Origin of the sequence: Kingella oralis (genome assembly GCF_014054985.1) — a bacterium.
GTDB classification, from domain to species: Bacteria; Pseudomonadota; Gammaproteobacteria; order Burkholderiales; family Neisseriaceae; genus Kingella_B; species Kingella_B oralis.
Genome location: NZ_CP059569.1, coordinates 1,382,342 through 1,398,871, shown reverse-complemented (window position 1 = coordinate 1,398,871; position 16,530 = coordinate 1,382,342). Strand labels below are relative to the sequence as shown.

General features: G+C 56.6%; 17 protein-coding genes. 14 read left to right on the top strand and 3 right to left on the bottom strand.

Annotated elements, in window-relative coordinates:
- Positions 1-125: 125 nt before the first annotated feature.
- Both H3L93_RS07550 and H3L93_RS07545 read right to left on the bottom strand, forming a co-directional pair.
- Complete coding sequence (locus H3L93_RS07550; protein ID WP_003794579.1) at positions 126-467, bottom strand: helix-turn-helix transcriptional regulator; 342 nt, start codon at positions 465-467, stop codon at positions 126-128.
- Positions 464-1,807, bottom strand: coding sequence for a type II toxin-antitoxin system HipA family toxin (locus H3L93_RS07545; RefSeq protein ID WP_003794581.1), 1,344 nt, complete (start codon positions 1,805-1,807; stop codon positions 464-466). Before H3L93_RS07545 ends, H3L93_RS07550 begins: the two co-directional genes overlap by 4 nt.
- Before the next feature lie 136 nt (positions 1,808-1,943).
- Between H3L93_RS07545 and H3L93_RS07540 the strand changes: the two genes are divergently transcribed.
- From H3L93_RS07540 to H3L93_RS07495, 10 genes are all read left to right on the top strand, one after another.
- Positions 1,944-2,306 carry an Mth938-like domain-containing protein gene (locus H3L93_RS07540; RefSeq protein WP_003794585.1) on the top strand — a complete coding sequence of 121 codons (363 nt, stop codon included), beginning with the start codon at positions 1,944-1,946 and terminating at the stop codon, positions 2,304-2,306.
- A complete protein-coding gene (locus H3L93_RS07535) occupies positions 2,291-2,479 on the top strand; it encodes a hypothetical protein (protein WP_155802992.1) in 189 nt (62 codons plus the stop codon). The genes H3L93_RS07540 and H3L93_RS07535 overlap by 16 nt, the downstream gene beginning before the upstream one ends.
- Positions 2,480-2,567: 88 nt before the next feature.
- Entirely contained in the window at positions 2,568-3,668 is a 1,101-nt protein-coding gene (gene rlmN / locus H3L93_RS07530; RefSeq protein ID WP_003794590.1) for a dual-specificity RNA methyltransferase RlmN, read from the top strand.
- Complete coding sequence (gene pilW, locus H3L93_RS07525) at positions 3,661-4,458, top strand: type IV pilus biogenesis/stability protein PilW (RefSeq protein WP_003794592.1); 798 nt, start codon at positions 3,661-3,663, stop codon at positions 4,456-4,458. The genes rlmN and pilW overlap by 8 nt, the downstream gene beginning before the upstream one ends.
- Positions 4,458-5,300, top strand: coding sequence for a helix-turn-helix domain-containing protein (locus tag H3L93_RS07520; RefSeq protein WP_003794594.1), 843 nt, complete (start codon positions 4,458-4,460; stop codon positions 5,298-5,300). Before pilW ends, H3L93_RS07520 begins: the two co-directional genes overlap by 1 nt.
- Positions 5,301-5,332: 32 nt before the next feature.
- Complete coding sequence (locus H3L93_RS07515) at positions 5,333-5,518, top strand: hypothetical protein (protein ID WP_003794595.1); 186 nt, start codon at positions 5,333-5,335, stop codon at positions 5,516-5,518.
- Positions 5,519-5,536: 18 nt separating this feature from the next.
- Positions 5,537-6,799, top strand: coding sequence for a flavodoxin-dependent (E)-4-hydroxy-3-methylbut-2-enyl-diphosphate synthase (ispG, locus tag H3L93_RS07510; protein ID WP_003794597.1), 1,263 nt, complete (start codon positions 5,537-5,539; stop codon positions 6,797-6,799).
- A 15-nt stretch (positions 6,800-6,814) separates the two neighbouring features.
- Entirely contained in the window at positions 6,815-7,231 is a 417-nt protein-coding gene (locus tag H3L93_RS07505; protein WP_003794599.1) for a hypothetical protein, read from the top strand.
- 133 nt (positions 7,232-7,364) lie between these two features.
- Positions 7,365-7,733, top strand: a complete 369-nt coding sequence (locus tag H3L93_RS07500) for a hypothetical protein (protein WP_003794602.1) — start codon at positions 7,365-7,367, stop codon at positions 7,731-7,733.
- 163 nt (positions 7,734-7,896) lie between these two features.
- Positions 7,897-10,242 (top strand): DNA internalization-related competence protein ComEC/Rec2, encoded by a 2,346-nt coding sequence (locus tag H3L93_RS07495; RefSeq protein WP_003794604.1) that lies wholly within the window; start codon positions 7,897-7,899, stop codon positions 10,240-10,242.
- 61 nt (positions 10,243-10,303) lie between these two features.
- Here H3L93_RS07495 and folP read toward each other — a convergent pair whose 3' ends face one another.
- A complete protein-coding gene (gene folP, locus H3L93_RS07490) occupies positions 10,304-11,146 on the bottom strand; it encodes a dihydropteroate synthase (RefSeq protein WP_003794606.1) in 843 nt (280 codons plus the stop codon).
- Between the two features lie 124 nt (positions 11,147-11,270).
- Here folP and H3L93_RS07485 point away from each other — a divergent pair, with 124 nt between their 5' ends.
- The 4 genes from H3L93_RS07485 (at position 11,271) to ccoG (ending at position 16,528) form a co-directional block, all read left to right on the top strand.
- Positions 11,271-11,771 carry a cytochrome b gene (locus H3L93_RS07485; protein ID WP_003794607.1) on the top strand — a complete coding sequence of 167 codons (501 nt, stop codon included), beginning with the start codon at positions 11,271-11,273 and terminating at the stop codon, positions 11,769-11,771.
- Positions 11,772-12,142: 371 nt separating this feature from the next.
- Complete coding sequence (gene tilS, locus H3L93_RS07480) at positions 12,143-13,501, top strand: tRNA lysidine(34) synthetase TilS (protein WP_246313964.1); 1,359 nt, start codon at positions 12,143-12,145, stop codon at positions 13,499-13,501.
- Between the two features lie 512 nt (positions 13,502-14,013).
- Positions 14,014-14,862 carry a protease HtpX gene (gene htpX / locus H3L93_RS07475; protein ID WP_003794615.1) on the top strand — a complete coding sequence of 283 codons (849 nt, stop codon included), beginning with the start codon at positions 14,014-14,016 and terminating at the stop codon, positions 14,860-14,862.
- A gap of 196 nt (positions 14,863-15,058) precedes the next feature.
- The gene (gene ccoG / locus H3L93_RS07470) at positions 15,059-16,528 is read left to right on the top strand and encodes a cytochrome c oxidase accessory protein CcoG (protein ID WP_003794617.1); all 1,470 of its coding nucleotides are present in this window, start codon (positions 15,059-15,061) and stop codon (positions 16,526-16,528) included.
- The last annotated feature ends 2 nt before the right edge of the window (positions 16,529-16,530 follow it).

The window sequence follows — 16,530 nt, the reverse complement described above, 5'->3', positions numbered from 1 at the left end:
GATAAATCCTAACAAATCAACCGGGTTGATGAATGGGATTTTTGAATTGGGCTTAATGGTTGGATACGGTGAAAAATGGTTTCAGGCTGCCTCAATCGCTTATCCCCAAAGGCAGCCTGAAAACGTTAAAACATCGCTTCCATCTCATCAAACCGCATCGGCACAAGGCTTAATGCCACGCCAAACGGCTTAAACGCCTTGTTGATAAGTTCCACCGACACGACGCGGTCGTTTTCCACATTGCTCAGCGATGGCAGCGAAATGCCCACCAGCTTGGCAAACTGCGCTTGCTTTAAGCCCAGCATTTCAATGCGCAGACGTTTGAGGGCCTGCCCTTGCGTGAGCTTGCCTTGCCACAGCTCGCGCAGGATTTGGTTGCGAAAGGCGCTGCGCTGTTGGGCGGAGAGTGTGGTTTTGTTTTTGGTGGCGCGTGGTTGTTTGGGTGTGGGTGGTGTGGGTGTGGTCATAGCAAGCCCCAGCGTTTGAGTTTTTCGGGTAGATAATCGTAGCCTAAGCCTGCCATTTCTAGGATGCGGGATGGCACGCCGCGTTGGTGCAGGCGGTGTTTTAAATCCAGCAGTTTTTCGGCGGTGGATTGCAGCTCTGCCAGCAAAGCATCGGGGTCGGCTAAATCGGCAAAGGATTGGGCGATGGCGGAGAAATCGTATTCGCCGCCGTTTTCCAAGGGTGCGCCCCAAGTGGTGCTGCGGATGATGCCCTCGGGGTCGGCTTTCATTGGCGCAAAATCGTAAACAGGGGCAAATTCTATGCTGCCTGCGCGGCGAATAAAGGCGGTGTTGCGCCCATGATTATCGCTGTTGCCAAAGGCGATGTTGAGCAAATCGCGCTGCAACCATTGGCTAATCCACGCGCCCGCATCAAGCTGAAAGCCTTGCGCCTGCACCAAATGGCTGTGTTGAATTTTGCGCACAATGGCGCGGAGGGTTTCGCCGTGGTTTAAATAGCTGCCTGCGCCGCGTTCCAACAGGGAATACACGCTTTCCATCGCCAGCCGCACGGTTTGCCCTTGCGCCTGCTCCACATCAAAGCGCGGCAGCCACAAGGACGGATAATGCTCGCCTTCTTCCAGCTTCATCTGGCGGGTGTTGATGGTGGCAAAGCCCAACGCGGCTAATTCGTGATAAAAATAAAACTCGGCGCGCAAAATATCGCAATCAATCGGTGTGCGCTGGTTGCGCGGGTATTTCACCAAATAATACGCATCGGCAGATTTGCCATCCTGCTGATTATCAATCCACACTTCGCCGCTTGGCGTTTGGCGCAACAGCAATTTGGGCGCTTCGCCGCCTGCGCCCGTTGCGCCGCCTGCAATTGCGCCGTGTTCCTGCGCGTATTCCAAAAAATCGGCTTGGCGGTTAATCGCTTCGGCAGCCTGAAAATGCCGTGTGGCGGCTTCGTGTGGCACGGCTTGCTTGATGCGCACGTTGCCAATCGGCGCAATCGTGCCGCGTTGCAGCAAGGTGTAGTTTTGCTGGTTTTCAGGCTGCCGCGCGATGCCCAAATGCTGCACCCAATAGCGGCGGCTCGCGCCCGCTGGGATAATGTCGTCTAAAAGGGTAAACGGCTGATTTTGATAACCCATGATGTTCACAGGATAATTGAGCCCCAGCGCGTAGCTATCGTCTTTTTCCCAGCAGAGAAAATCGCCGTTTTCGTCTTGGCAAAAGGCGTAGTCGTTTAGATAATCCAAATGCGTGCACACGAAGCTGGCATCAAAGGATAATTCGGCGGCATCGTGCCATTGCTGGTGATGAAAAATTTGAAGCGTCAGGTTTTCAGGCTGCATGGTAAATACGAAATAAAAAATAAGAAACCCGAGTATTATAGTGAAAATTGGCAGATAATTTATAAAATTTTAAAAATTATTTTTCAGGCTGCCTTTTTCAGGCTGCCGCTGTTAGGAAAATTTAGGAACATTAAAAATGCAATTTAACGACCAAACCCCGCTCGCCCCCGTTGCCATCGACAGCTACACCGCAGGCGAAATCATCATCAACCAAACCGCCTACACGCACAACGTGCAATTGGGCGACAACGTTGCCCTTTTTGCGCACGCTTCGCCGCACGATTTAACCCTTGCCGATTTTCAGGCTGCCTTACACGCGGGCGCGCAAATCATCCTGATTGGCACGGGCGAAAAACAGCAATTCTTGTCGCCCAAGCTGGCGGCAGCCTTATCCGCGCACGGCGCGGCGTTGGAGTGCATGACCACCGCCGCCGCGTGCCGTACTTATGCGCTGTTGGCCAGCGAAGGGCGCAGGGTTTGGGCTTGGCTGTGGGTGTAGCGCGGTTCAGCTATAGAGGCAGCCTGAAACGCAGTTGGGCGCAGCTAAAACGACTGCGCCGCAATCAACGCCAACAAGCAACGATTGCGCCCAATCAGCGCGAACCTAAGATTGGATTTTCAGGCTGCCTTATCCCGCATCATCGGCAGCCTGAAAATCCAACGTTCAATTAGGTAAAAACAGCAAAACCTTGTTAAAATGCGCCACTTTGCATTTTCAGGCTGCCTCAGCCGTTCATTATTCCAAAATCCAACGCACACCATGAAGACCAACCTACTCAACTACAACCTAAACGGCTTAACCGACCATTTCGCGCAAATGGGCGAAAAACCCTTTCGCGCCAAGCAAGTGATGCGTTGGATACACCAAAGCGGCGCGCAAACCTTCGACGAAATGACCGACCTTGCCAAAGCCCTGCGCGCCAAGCTAGAAGACAACGCTGTTATCGGTATCCCCGCCCTGATGACTTCGCAAGAAAGCCGCGATGGCACGCGCAAATGGCTGCTGGACGTGGGCACAGGCAACGGCGTGGAAACCGTGTTTATCCCCGAAGCCGAGCGTGGCACGCTGTGCATCTCGTCGCAAGTGGGCTGCGCGCTGGAATGCACGTTTTGCTCCACGGGGCGGCAAGGCTTCAACCGCAACCTCACCGCCGCCGAAATCATCGGGCAGCTTTGGTGGGCAAACAAAGCGCTCGGCGTAACGCCGAAAAACGAGCGCGTGATTTCCAATGTGGTGATGATGGGCATGGGCGAGCCGATGGCGAATTATGACAACGTCATCACCGCGCTTTCCATTATGCTCGACGACCACGGCTACGGATTAAGCCGCCGCCGCGTAACCGTGTCCACATCGGGCATGGTGCCGCAGATGGACAGATTGAAAGACGACATGCCCGTTGCCCTTGCCGTGTCGCTGCACGCGTCTAACGACAAAGTGCGCGACGAAATCGTGCCGCTCAACAAAAAATATCCGCTCAAAGAACTGATGGCCGCTTGCAACCGCTATCTTGCCAAAGCCCCGCGCGATTTCATCACGTTTGAATATGTGATGCTGGATGGCATCAACGATAAGCCCGAGCACGCCCGCGAGCTGGTGCAGTTGGTAAAAGACACGCCGTGCAAATTCAATCTGATTCCGTTCAATCCGTTCCCCAATTCGGGCTACGAGCGGTCTAGCAACAAAAATATCAATATTTTCAAAGAAATTTTAATGGAAGCCGACTTGGTTACCACTGTTCGCAAAACACGCGGCGACGACATCGATGCCGCGTGCGGACAGTTGGCCGGTCAGGTGCAAGACAAAACCAAACGCCAAGCAAAATGGCAGCAAATTTATGTGGAGAGCAATAATCATGTTTAAACAACGTTTATCACGCTTTGTGGTGATGTGCGCGGCAGCTTGCGTGCTGGCGGGCTGCGTGTCCGAAAATCCGCAGTTCACCGAATTTAAACCCGAAAGCAAAAGCGAAAAACGCAAAAATAACGCCCGCATCAAAACCGAGCTGGCGATTCAATACACCCAAAACCGCGACTATCGCTCGGCGGTGCAAGCCATTGATGGCGCGATTCAAGACGACCCCAACTTTGAAATTGCTTGGCTGATTCGCGCCCAAGTGTATCAACACCTGAAAGTGTACGACAAAGCCGAAGAAAACTTCCGCCACGCGCTGTCTATGAAGCCCGATAGCGCGGAAATCAACAACAACTATGGCTGGTTCATCTGCGACGCGCTCAAACGCCCCAACGATGCGATTGCCTATTTTGACAAAGCCTTGGCCGACCCCACTTACCCCAGCCCCGAAATCGCTAATATGAACAAAGGCATTTGCTCGGCGCGCGCGGGGCAAATTGCGATGGCAGAAACCTATTTTGAACGCGCCTTGCAGTTGAATCCTGATTTTGTGCCTGTGTTTAAAGAACGCGCCCGCGCGCATTTGCAACAGCATAAAAATGCGGTGGCAGATAAAGAGTTCCGCCGCTATCAAAGCCGCGTGGATAGATTAAGCGCGGATGATTTGCTGCTGGGCTGGAAAATCGCCAAAGCCAACAACGAAATGCAGGCTGCCTCTGAATACGAGGCGCAACTGCGCATGAATTATCCCTATTCCCCAGAATTGGAAGCCGTTGGCGGCAAAGGGGATGACGAATAATGAGCAAAGCGAAAAAACAAACCGAAGCCCCAACCACCAACAAAGCCACCGAATTAGGCATTTTGCTGCGCGCCAAACGCGAGCAAAAACAGCTTTCTATCGGCGAAGTGTCCGAACGCTTGAAACTGCCTGCGCGGCAAATTGAAGCCTTGGAAAATGGCGATTACAACAGCTTGCCCGAGCCTGTGTTTGTGCGTGGATTTTTGCGCAGCTATGGGCGGTTTTTAGATTTAGACGAATCCACGCTCAACGATGCGCTGGAAAACGTTGTGCCCAGCGAGAAAGTGCGCAAAGCCATTCAACACGATGGCAGCCTGAATTTTGCCAACGAAACGCCCAAACGCCCGTTCCCCACTTGGATTTTTGGCATTATCGGTGTTGCCATCATTGGCTTTGGCGTTTACAAATGGCAAACCAAATCGCAAACGGAACACGCCAACGCCAAGCAAGAAGCGGAAAGCAAACCGCTGATTGCCAGCGAAACCGCCAAGCCCGCGTTGGATAACCCCAATGTGGTGGTGAAACCGATGACCGCCAGCGACACGCAAACGCAAACCGCCACCCCAGCCAGCGCGCCCGCAGGCGTGGCAGGCGAATTGGTGATTAACGCGCGTTACCGCACCATGCTTACCGTTACCAACGCCAAGGGCGAAGTGTTGATTAACGAGATTGTGCCCGCGCGCAGCGAGCATCGTTTCCAAAATGGTGCGCCGTTTGAAGTGCGGCTGGGCTATGCCAGCGGCTCAACGGCAACGTTTGGCGGCGAGCCGATTGACATGAACGCCGCGCGTAAAAATGGCAAAACGGCGACCTTTACCGCTGGGGCTTCTGCGCCGCAGTAAAGTTTGCGCCGATAAGGCAGCCTGAAAAACTGTTGCGCTATTGCTGGCGCGGGATGCGTTTTCAGGCTGCCTTTGCTGAAAAAGTCGTTCATCCGCGCATCCATAGGCAGCCTGAAAACTTGAAACGACCTTTTCCATTCAATCCGCATTATTCCCACCACCCTTTTCAGGCTGCCTTCCCCATCATAGGCAGCCTGAAACCCAGTTCAACCAAGTAAACATCACGCACACACACCATGAAACTCATCCGCCGTGCCACCCATCAAGTCCAAATTGACCACATCACCGTGGGTTCAGACCACCCCGTTGTTATCCAATCCATGACCAACACCGACACCGCCGATGCCGCCGCCACCGCGCGGCAAGTGAAAGAGCTGGCAGATGCCGGCTCGGAAATGGTGCGGATTACCGTGAACTCGCCCGAAGCCGCCAGCCAAGTCGCCGAAATTCGCCGCCGTTTGGACGACATGGGCTGCGCCGTGCCGCTGATTGGTGATTTCCACTTCAACGGCGAACGCCTGCTCGCCGAGTTTCCCGACTGCGCCCGCGCCTTGTCCAAATACCGCATCAATCCGGGTAACGTGGGCAAGGGCGTGAAAGGCGATGAAAAATTTGCCTACATGATTCGCACCGCCGCCGAACACAACAAAGCCGTGCGCATCGGCGTGAACTGGGGCTCGCTAGACCAAAGCCTCGCCAAAAAAATGATGGACGAAAACCTTGCCGCCGCCGCGCCCAAAACGCCCGAAGAAGTGATGAAAGAGGCGTTGATTGTGTCGGCGTTGCAATCGGCGCAAAAGGCGGTGGATTTGGGGCTGCCTGAAAACAAGATTATTTTGTCGTGCAAGGTGTCTAATGTGCAGGATTTGATTACCGTGTACCGCGATTTGGCGGCGCGTTGCCGTTACCCCTTGCATTTGGGGCTCACCGAGGCAGGTATGGGCAGCAAGGGCATTGTGGCGAGCACCGCCGCGCTGTCGGTGTTGCTGCAAGAGGGCATTGGCGACACCATCCGCATCTCGCTCACGCCCGAGCCCAATAGCTCGCGCACGCAGGAAGTGATTGTAGCGCAAGAGATTTTGCAAACCATGGGCTTGCGCTCGTTCACGCCGATGGTAACCGCCTGCCCCGGCTGCGGGCGCACCACCAGCACGGTGTTTCAGGAATTGGCGCGCGATATTCAGCAATATTTGCGCGAGCAGATGAGCGTGTGGCGTTGGCAATATCCTGGGGTGGAGAATTTGAATGTGGCGGTGATGGGCTGCGTTGTGAACGGTCCAGGTGAGAGCAAGCTGGCGGATATTGGCATTTCGCTGCCGGGCACGGGCGAAACGCCTGTTGCGCCTGTGTATGTGGACGGCGAGCGCAAGGTTACGCTTAAAGGCGACAATATGGCGGCAGAATTTTTGGCGATTGTGAAAGAATATGTGGAGGCGAATTATGGCGAGGGCGGCAAAAAGCGCAGTCAAAACAAAATTATCCCGATTCAACCGTGTTAAAGAGGCAGCCTGAAAATGAAAAAAACGATTAGCGAGCAACAGGCAGATAACCGCGATTTGCGCGTTTTGCTGCTGCAACTGTATATGAAAAACAACCCGAAAATGGAACACCAAGTGTTTATTTACAGTTTTCGCGGCGTGTTGAATGCGCAGGCGAATCCGTTTCATTATGTGTACAGCGCGATACCGCCAAGCGTGCGCAAAAGCATTGTGCTGCAAAACTTGGCTTCGGGCGAGATGATGCAGGCGTTTATTTCGTCTATCCGCATGGAGGGCGGGCAAATGGGCTGGCAGATTGAAAATACGGTGATTTACGCCAACCGCAGCGGGGTGCTGATGCAGATTGGGCTGGATGGCGAGAAAACGGCGAAAACGGACAAATATCGCCAGTTTTTGAATTTGGCACAGTCGTTTATGTATCAGTTTCAGTGATCGGTTTCAGGCTGCCTTTTCTGTTGTTGAGGCAGCCTGAAAAGTATGTTGAAGATGGAATTGGGGCGAAGCCTACAACCGATGGAGCGTCGGCGGCTCGCCGACAGGGTTTCACGCAGTGAAGCCCTGTTGAATGCGCTCTTTTGGCGACGAGCCATCGCCGCTCCGTTTTGATTTTCAGGCTGCCTTAGCGATTTGGCAAAACATCATTTGCCAACAGCCAGCGCAATCTTGTTCAACGCGCTCTTTTGGCGACGAGCCATCGCCGCTCCGTTTTGATTTTCAGGCTGCCTTAGCGATTTGGCAAAACATCATTTGCCAACAGCCAACGCAGCCCTGTTTAACGCACTCTTTTGGCAACGAACCGCCGCCGCTCCATTTAGCGACGCTGAACTGCGTTTCAGGCTGCCTCAGAGATTTGGCAAAGCCGCATTTGCCAACAGCCAACACAATCCTGTTCAACATACTCTTTTGGCGACGAGCCGTCGCCACTCCATTTTAATTTTCAGGCTGCCTCAGCAGTTTGGCAAAGCCGCACTTGCCAACAACCAACGCAATCTCGTTCAACACGCGATTTTGGCAACAAACCATCACCGCTCCATTTTAATTTTAACCCCGCCCAACGCCATTTCAGGCTGCCTCATAATCACACCCATTCCCCCGCCATGCCGTCATTCCTCTTCCCCAATACCCTTTACCTTGCCGCGCTGTGTTTGGGCATCATGGCGAGTTTCAGGCTGCCTAGCGTTGGGGCGTGGCAGCTTTGGGCGGCGGCGTTGTTGGCATTATCAACATGGGCGGTTTGCAGCGCGAAACGCCGTCGCCTTGCCCAGTTTCAGGCTGCCTTGGCGCTTATTTGTGCGCTGGCGGGCGCGGCTTATGGCATGATGCGCACGCAAAATGCGCTTAATCATCAATGGACTGTTGCCGATTCGGCGCAGTCCGTTTTATTGCGCGTGGCGGTTACGGGGCTGCCCGAGCGCGATGAGCTGGGCAGAACGCGCTTTGTGGGCGTGGGGCAGGCGGATGATGGGCGCTCGTATCGGCTGTTGTTTGCGGATTATGCGGCGCGGGATTGGCGCGTGGGCGAAGTGTGGCAGGTGAAGGCGCGGGTGAAGGTGGCGGTGGGGATGCGCAATGCGGTGGGGTTTGACAGCGAAGCGTGGGCGTTGGCAAATGGTTTGGATGGCACGGCTTCGTTGGCAAAGGAGCGTTTCAGGCTGCCTCAGCAGGCGCGGTGGACGTGGTTTAACCGGCAGCGCGAGGCGGTGGTGCGCGCTTGGCAGGGCGCGGCGGCGCGTTATCCGCAGGGGGCAGGGCTGATGCGCGCGCTGGCGGTGGGCGATAAAAGCGGCGTGTCGGCGCAAACTTGGGCGGCGGTGCGCCCGCTGGGGCTGAATCATTTGTTGAGCATTTCGGGGCTGCACGTGGGCATGGTGGGTTATCTGGCGGCTTGGCTGGCAACGCTGTTGCTGCGCGTGTTGCCGCGTGTGCCGCAGTCGCCGCGTGTGTGGGCTTCGGCGGCGGGCTGGGCGGCGGCGGTGGTTTATGCGGGGCTGGCAGGGTTTGATGTGCCTGCGCTGCGCAGCGTGTTGATGATTGGCGTGTTTGCGCTGGCGTGGGCGCGGCAGCAGCGGGCAGGCTCGTGGCACACTTGGTGGACGGCGATGGCGGTGGTGTTGCTGTGGCAGCCTGCGGCGGCGTTGTCGGCGGGGTTCGGGCTATCGTTCGGGCTGGTGGGCGCGTTGATTTGGGCGACGGCGGGGCGAAAAACGCCGCGCGATGTGCTGGACTACATCCATAACGATGATTTCAGGCTGCCGCAATTAACGTGGCGCGACAAGCTGCGGTTGGCGGCGCAGGCGCAATGGGCGGCGACGCTGCTGGGCGGGGTGGCGACTATTGCGCTGTTTGGCTTGCTGCCTGTGTTTTCGCCACTTGCCAACGCGCTGGCGATTCCGCTGTTTTCGTGGCTACTCGCGCCGCTGGCGTTATTGGCATCCGCCTTGCCGTTTGACGCACCCAAGCTGGCGGCAGCTTGGCTGGGCGAAAACGTGGTGGCGGCGATTCAATGGGCGGGGGCGCGGCTGCCCGAAATGGCGTTTGCCCACGCGCCTGCGCCGTTGCTGGCATTGGCGGCGGCGAGCGCACTGGTGTTGCTGTTGCCCCAAGGCACGCGCCTCAAACCGCTGGCGTGTTGCGCTTTGGCGGCGTTTGCGCTGTATCGCCCGCCCGTGTTTACGGCACAACAAGGCAGCCTGAAAATCACCGTGTGGGATGTGGGGCAGGGCTTATCCGTGTTGCTGCAAACCCAGTCGCACAATATTTTGTATGACAGCGGCACCGCCTACGCCGCTGAAATGGCGCTGCTGCCCAACCTGCGCGCCGCAGGCATCACGCGCTTGGATGCCGTCATCGCCTCGCACCACGACGATGACCACGACGGCGGTTTGCCCGCCGTGCAACAGCGTTACCCCGACGCCGCGCTATGGGCAGGGCAGCCTGAAAACTACCCCCGCGCCCAATACTGCCAAAGCGGCAAAACATGGACGGCAGACGGCGTGTATTTTGAATGGCTCACGCTGCCGCACACGCCCGCCACCCCCGACAACGACGCAAGCTGCGTGCTCCGTGCCATCGCAGGCAGCTACGCGCTGCTGATTACGGGCGATTTAAGCGCGCGCGGCGAAGCGCAACTCATCGCGCAATACGGCGACGCGCTGCAAAGCGACGTGCTGGTTTTGGGACACCATGGCAGCCAATCATCCAGCAGCAGCGCGTTTATCCACCACGTTGCCCCGCGCTGGGCGATTGCCAGCAGCGGCTTTGCCAACGCCTACCATCACCCGCATCCCGATGTTATCCACCGCCTCGCCGCGCACGGCGTAACCCTACTGCGCACCGACACCCAAGGCGCGTGGGTGATAACGCTGGCAGGCGATGAAATCAGCGTGGCGCAGATGGCGCGGGCGAAATACTGGTGGCAGAAAAAGCCGTTTGACGGCGCGTAAACGTTTTCAGGCTGCCCTTGGCATAACAGCATAGAGGCAGCCTGAAAACCGACAATCCGCATCACCCCGCGCTCAACGCCTGCCACACCCGCAGCGCATCGCGCGTTTCCTTCACATCGTGCACGCGCACAATCTTCGCCCCCTGCCGCACGGCAAACAGCGCGGCGGCAACGCTGCCCGCCACGCGCTCGGCGGGCACTTCGCGCCCCGTTAGCGCGCCAATCATGCTCTTGCGCGACACGCCCACCAGCTGCGGCAAATCGTGCCGCAAGGGCAAACGGTTCAGTTGCTGCATCAGCGCGATGTTGTGCGCCAGCGTTTTGCCAAAGCCAAAGCCCACGTCCAACACCAGCCGCTCGGCGGCGATGCCCGCCGCAAGGCAAGCCGCCGCCCGCGCATCCAGATACTGCGCCACCTCCGCCGCGATGTCGCCGTATTGCGGATTGTTTTGCATGTTTTCAGGCAGCCCTTTCATGTGCATCAAACACACGCCCGCCCGCGACTGCGCCACAATCTCCACCGCGCCCGCATCCTCCAAGCCCTGCACATCGTTGATGATGTCCGCCCAGCCGCGTTCCAGCGCCGCCCGCATCACGCCGGCGCGGCGCGTGTCCAAGCTAACTGGCACATTCCAACGCGCCAGCTCCGCCAAAATCGGCTGCACGCGCTGCCATTCCGTCTCGGGCGGCACATAATCCGCATTCGGGCGCGTGGATTCGCCGCCAATGTCCAAAATATCCGCCCCGTCTTCAAGCAGCTGCTCGGCGTGCTTTAAGGCAGCCTGAACGCTTTGCGAATACGTTCCTCCGTCGGAAAACGAATCGGGCGTGATGTTGATGATGCCCATGATTTTGGGCGCGCTCAGGTCTAGCGTGAAACGGGCGGTTTGCCAAATGGTGTGCATGGTTACTCCTCAAAAAACGCGCATGATAGCGCAGGAAAGGCTGTTTTTCATGCCAAGAAACGGCGCGGCAAGCCGATTCGGCTATAATCCGCGCTTTTTTAACAACAAACGATAAGGAACACTCATGGATAACACCCAATACTACGGCGCGCTAAGCCGCTTTTTCCACTGGACAATGGCGGCGGCGTTTGCCTTTATGCTGTTTACGGCGATTCAATTCAAACAAGAAAATTACAGCTGGATGGGCGCGCACAAAACCACAGGCTTCGTGCTCACCATTTTGGTGGTGCTGCGCGTGATTTGGGCGGCGATGAACGCGAAAAACCGTCCGCACGGCACGCTGCCGGTGAAACTGGGACACGCCGCTATTTACGCGCTGATGATTGCCGTGCCGGCGATTGCTTTGATTCGCCAAGCAGGTTCAACGCGCGGCGATTTGGTTGTGTTCGGCATGACCATCATGCAAAAAGCCCCCGTGCAAGTGGACTGGATGACCAACTTAGGCAACGCGCTGCATGGCAAGCTCGGCTTTTTGCTGTTCGCGCTGGCGCTGGGGCATATCGTGATGGCGGTTGTGCATCAGGCGAAGGGTGAAAAAATCATCAACCGCATGATTGGAAAATAATTGCGGCAGCCTGAAACGGCTGTTGCGCTAGAAAACACGTTTTGCCGGCAAGCGAAGCGTGTTTTTTGTTTTCAGGCTGCCTAATGCTGCGCCAAGTCTTTGCCTTTATACGTTGCGCCAACGCAATCCGCCCGATACCGTTTGTTTGCCCGCGCTGCGCCAACAAAAGTTCACATTCCTCAAATTTCGCTTGCGCAAAACCCCCCGCTTTACTATAATCCACCGCAGATTTAAGCCCTACCCCCCAACCACCGGGGCTTAAATTTAGAAACGCCGCAAGCCCGCCCATCCCCGCTTGCGGCGTTTCGCCGTTTGTGCGTTTTATAAACGTAAAAAAATGGGCTGTATTGGATAAGCAGTCATATCGCCCATTGGAACTTGACACAACATTTTTAGCGCTGAACTCCGTTTCAGGCTGCCTTGAACTCTCCTTTTTCTATTGCGAAACCATGCCGCTCACCCCCCAAGCCATCGCCCCGCACATCCCCGCGCATCAACGCATCTGCCTCGCCCTTAGCGGCGGCGTGGATTCCATCGTGCTGCTGCATCTGCTCGCCGGTTTGCGCGCCAGCCATCCGTTCACCCTATCTGCGGTACACGTTCACCACGGCTTAAACCCCGATGCCGACCAATGGCTAGACTTTTGCCGCGAAGCCTGCATCCGATTAAGCGTTCCGTTTGCCGCCGAGCGCGTGCGCGTCCGGCCCAAAGGGCAGGGCATAGAAGCCGCCGCCCGCGCCGCCCGCTATGCCGTGTTCGCCGCCCAGCCCTGCGATGCCGTCGCGCTGGCGCACCATCAAGACGACCAAATCGAAACCTTTTTCCTAGCCGCCCTGCGCGGCGGCGGCATCCGCGCCCTAGCCGCCATGCCGCCCAGCCGCGAGTGGCAAGGCAAAACCCTGCTGCGCCCGCTGCTGGCATACAGCCGCGCCGAAATTGAAGCCTACGCCACCGCGCACAACCTCGCTCATGTAAACGACAGCAGCAACCAAGACCCCGGCCTGCTGCGCAACTGGCTGCGCCACCAAATGCTGCCGCGACTCGTTTTCAGGCTGCCGCACGCCGCCGCCCACATCCAAAGCACCATCACCACGCTGCAAGACGAACACGCGCTGTTAAACGAAATCATCGCCGAAGACTGGCAGCGCATCCACACACCGCGCAACCAATTCTCCCGCCCAGCATGGCAGCAACTCAGCCCGCTACGCCGTCGCCAAATGCTGCACCGCTTCGCCCATGTGCACAACCTAGGCACGCCCAGCAAACGCAGCCTTGCCGACTTCGCCCGCGTGCTAGACCAAGCCGCCCACAGCGCCACATGGCAGCTGCCGCACGGCAAAGCGCTGTTGCACCGCCAAATCCTGTTCCCGCTGCCCAACCGCCTGTTCAACAGCCTTGCATGGCAGCAGCCACAAATCGGCAGCCTGAAAACCATTGCCGCACAAGCAGGCTTGACATGGCAGCCTGAAAACGATGCCGTGCGCACGCTTTCAGGCTGCCTCCGATGCGCCAGCAAACACGACAGCATCGCCCTGCCGCATGGGCGCGGGCATAAAAACGTGTTCCAACTGCTGCAAGAACACGGCGTTCCGCCCGCCCTGCGCCCCGCATGGGCAGTTATCGCCGACAGCCAAAACCGCTGCATTGCCGTGGCCAACATCCGCTCCGATGCCTGCCTGCAAGGCGCGATGCTGCACAGCGAAGCGTTGGCACGCTTTCAGGCAGCCTGAAAACGAAAATGCTCGTCGATGTTGCCAAGCTGAAACCTTTGCCAAACCTGCAACCGATGGCGCGTCGGCGACCCGCTTTAATAGAATAGGCTGAACGCTTTGCAAAACCCTAGTGGCAGCCTGAAAAACAAAAAATGCCGTCATTCCCGCGCAGGCGGGAATGACGTTGGATAAGTTGAAGCGTTTTATAAAGGTTTCAGGCTATTTTGATTGCGAGCCGCTGCCGTTTCCCTTTTAGATTTCAGGCTGCCTTAGAGGTTTTGCAAAGGGCTCAACCTGTGCCGTTTTAATACACTATTTGGTAACGAACTCTCGCCGCTCCATCGATTGCGTTTCAGGCTGCCTCAATCCATCCCGCTCTTTGCATAGTTTTTCACATCCCCCCACTTTGACAAACGCCGCATATCCATTACTATCCGCCCTTTTTACACCGCACCCGAACAAGCCACCCAAGGCAGCCTGAAACCCAAGGCGCCAACGAAGTTAAAACCACCACCCACAAAGGAACACACATGAAACGCATCGCCCTTTTTCTTGCCACCAACCTTGCCGTCATCCTCGTTATCAGCATCGTGTTAAGCGTGCTGGGCATCAACTCCCGCAGCGGCGGTATGGGACAAATGCTCGCCTACGCCGCCGTAGTCGGCTTCACCGGCTCCATCATTTCCCTGCTGTTGTCCAAAACCATGGCGAAGCACTCCGTGGGCGCGCAAGTCATCACCACGCCGCGCAGCGAAGTGGAAGCATGGCTGCTGCAAACCGTGCAAAACCAAGCCCAGCAATGGAACTTGAAAACGCCCGAAGTCGCCATCTACCAATCGCCCGAACCCAACGCCTTCGCCACAGGCGCAACCCGCAACAGCTCGCTGGTTGCTGTGTCCACAGGCTTGCTCAACAGCATGACGCGCGACGAAGTGGAAGCCGTGTTGGCGCACGAAATGGCACACGTCGGCAACGGTGACATGGTAACGCTCACGCTGATTCAAGGCGTGGTGAACACGTTTGTTGTCTTCTTCGCCCGCATCATCGCCAGCGTGGTGGCGCAAGGGCGCGGCGACAGCGAATCCAGCAACAACGGCATTTATTTGGCAGTGAACTTTGTGTTGCAACTGCTGTTTGGCTTCCTGGCCAGCTTTATCGTGATGTGGTTTAGCCGCCAACGCGAATACCGCGCCGACGCAGGCGCAGCCAAATTGGTGGGCGCGCCCAAAATGATCGCCGCCCTGCAACGCCTAAAAGGGCACAGCAGCGACCTGCCCAAAGACATGACCGCAATGGGCATCGCCAGCGAAGCCAAAGATTCGCTGTTGAGCACCCATCCCTCGCTGGATAACCGCATCGCACGGCTGCAAATGATGTAACCATCCACGTAAACCGTTTTCAGGCTGCCTATTGGAGATAACCGATAGGCAGCCTGAAAAGTTTGTAGGTTTTAGCCCTGCTTTCAGGCTGCTTTTTGTTAAAAGCTATTCCCACCGCAAACCCCATCAATCACGTTTACTCGTATAATCAATAAAATCAAACAAAACCAAAAAATACCCAAAAGGAAACACAACCATGCCATCCCACCCACAAGGGCAGCCTGAAATCCCGCAACCTGCTCCCAAAGCCGCCACCAAGCCCGCAGTCAAAGAACAAGTCATCCAGTTCCACAGCAGCAAACGCATCCACCCCAAGCGCGCCATCGGCAAATTTGCCAACCTGCGCGTGTTGATGATTGTCGCCACCCAGCTTTTTTTCTACGGCATGCCGTGGATTATGTGGCACGGGCGGCAAGCCGTGTTGTTCAACATCGAAGAGCGCCATTTTTACCTGTTCAGCATGGTGCTGGAACCCGCCGATATGCTTTATCTGGCGGGCTTGATGATTGTGTCCGCCTTCGGACTGTTTTGGTGGACCACCATCGCAGGGCGGCTGTGGTGCGGCTATTCTTGCCCGCAAACCGTGTACACCGAAATCATGCTGTGGATAGACCATTTGGTTGAGGGCGACCGCAACAAACGCCTGAAACTGGACAAAGAGCCGTGGAATTTCCACAAAATCCGCATCAAGGCGCTGAAATACCTCGTTATCTTTATCGTTGCCGCGTGGACGGGGATTACGTTTTCAGGTTGGTTCGTGCCGATTCGCCAATTTGTGCCTGCTATTTTTGCAGGCACAGCAGGCAGCGTTGCGCTGGGCACCGCCGCTTTTTACGGTTTCGTAACCTGGCTGTTTGGGCATATTTTGCGCGAAAAAGTGTGCCTGCATATGTGCCCCTACGCCCGCTTCCAAAGCGCGATGTTTGACCACGACACGCTGGTGATTTCCTACGATGTGGAGCGCGGCGAACCACGCGGCGCGCGCAAAAAAAACGCCAGCAAAGAAGATACCCAGCTGGGCGATTGCATCAACTGCACCATGTGCGTGCAAGTGTGCCCTACAGGCATCGACATCCGCGACGGCCTGCAATACCAATGCATCGGTTGCGCCGCCTGCATTGATGCCTGCGACGAAATCATGGACAAAATGGGCTACCCGCGCGGCTTAATCCGCTACACCACCGAAGCCGTGCTCAAACACGAATACACCGATGCCGATGTGAAAAAACGCCTGCTGCGCCCGAAAGTGGTGGGCTACGGCGTTGTGTTGCTGGTGGCGGTAATTGGTCTATGTGTGGGGCTAGCAACCCGCGCCACCGTGCAAATTGACGTGATTAAAGACCGTGGCGTGATGGTGCGCGAAAACAAAGAAGGCTTGCTGGAAAACAGCTACAACCTGAGCATCAGCAACGCCAGCGAACAAACGCAAATCATCCAAGCCAGCGTGTCGGGGCTGGACGACATCCGCCTCACAGGGCTGCCTGAAAACGGCATCAGCATCAAAGGCGGCGACATCATCACCGTGCCCGTGCAAGTGGCAACGCAGCCTGAATACGCCGAAAAAGGCAGCCATCCCATCCAGTTCACTTTCAAATACCGCGTGGCAGGGCAGCCTGAAAACGAAGCGCGCGTGTTGCAGGAAAAATCCATTTTCATCGGAGAATAAGC

What these genes read in the sequence shown, in the direction of transcription:
- H3L93_RS07550 (WP_003794579.1), bottom strand. Translation starts at nt 467, where the DNA reads ATGACCACACCCACACCACCCACACCCAAACAACCACGCGCCACCAAA.
- H3L93_RS07545 (WP_003794581.1), bottom strand. Translation starts at nt 1,807, where the DNA reads ATGCAGCCTGAAAACCTGACGCTTCAAATTTTTCATCACCAGCAATGG.
- H3L93_RS07540 (WP_003794585.1), top strand. Translation starts at nt 1,944, where the DNA reads ATGCAATTTAACGACCAAACCCCGCTCGCCCCCGTTGCCATCGACAGC.
- rlmN (WP_003794590.1), top strand. Translation starts at nt 2,568, where the DNA reads ATGAAGACCAACCTACTCAACTACAACCTAAACGGCTTAACCGACCAT.
- pilW (WP_003794592.1), top strand. Translation starts at nt 3,661, where the DNA reads ATGTTTAAACAACGTTTATCACGCTTTGTGGTGATGTGCGCGGCAGCT.
- H3L93_RS07520 (WP_003794594.1), top strand. Translation starts at nt 4,458, where the DNA reads ATGAGCAAAGCGAAAAAACAAACCGAAGCCCCAACCACCAACAAAGCC.
- ispG (WP_003794597.1), top strand. Translation starts at nt 5,537, where the DNA reads ATGAAACTCATCCGCCGTGCCACCCATCAAGTCCAAATTGACCACATC.
- H3L93_RS07505 (WP_003794599.1), top strand. Translation starts at nt 6,815, where the DNA reads ATGAAAAAAACGATTAGCGAGCAACAGGCAGATAACCGCGATTTGCGC.
- H3L93_RS07500 (WP_003794602.1), top strand. Translation starts at nt 7,365, where the DNA reads ATGCGCTCTTTTGGCGACGAGCCATCGCCGCTCCGTTTTGATTTTCAG.
- H3L93_RS07495 (WP_003794604.1), top strand. Translation starts at nt 7,897, where the DNA reads ATGCCGTCATTCCTCTTCCCCAATACCCTTTACCTTGCCGCGCTGTGT.
- folP (WP_003794606.1), bottom strand. Translation starts at nt 11,146, where the DNA reads ATGCACACCATTTGGCAAACCGCCCGTTTCACGCTAGACCTGAGCGCG.
- H3L93_RS07485 (WP_003794607.1), top strand. Translation starts at nt 11,271, where the DNA reads ATGGATAACACCCAATACTACGGCGCGCTAAGCCGCTTTTTCCACTGG.
- htpX (WP_003794615.1), top strand. Translation starts at nt 14,014, where the DNA reads ATGAAACGCATCGCCCTTTTTCTTGCCACCAACCTTGCCGTCATCCTC.
- ccoG (WP_003794617.1), top strand. Translation starts at nt 15,059, where the DNA reads ATGCCATCCCACCCACAAGGGCAGCCTGAAATCCCGCAACCTGCTCCC.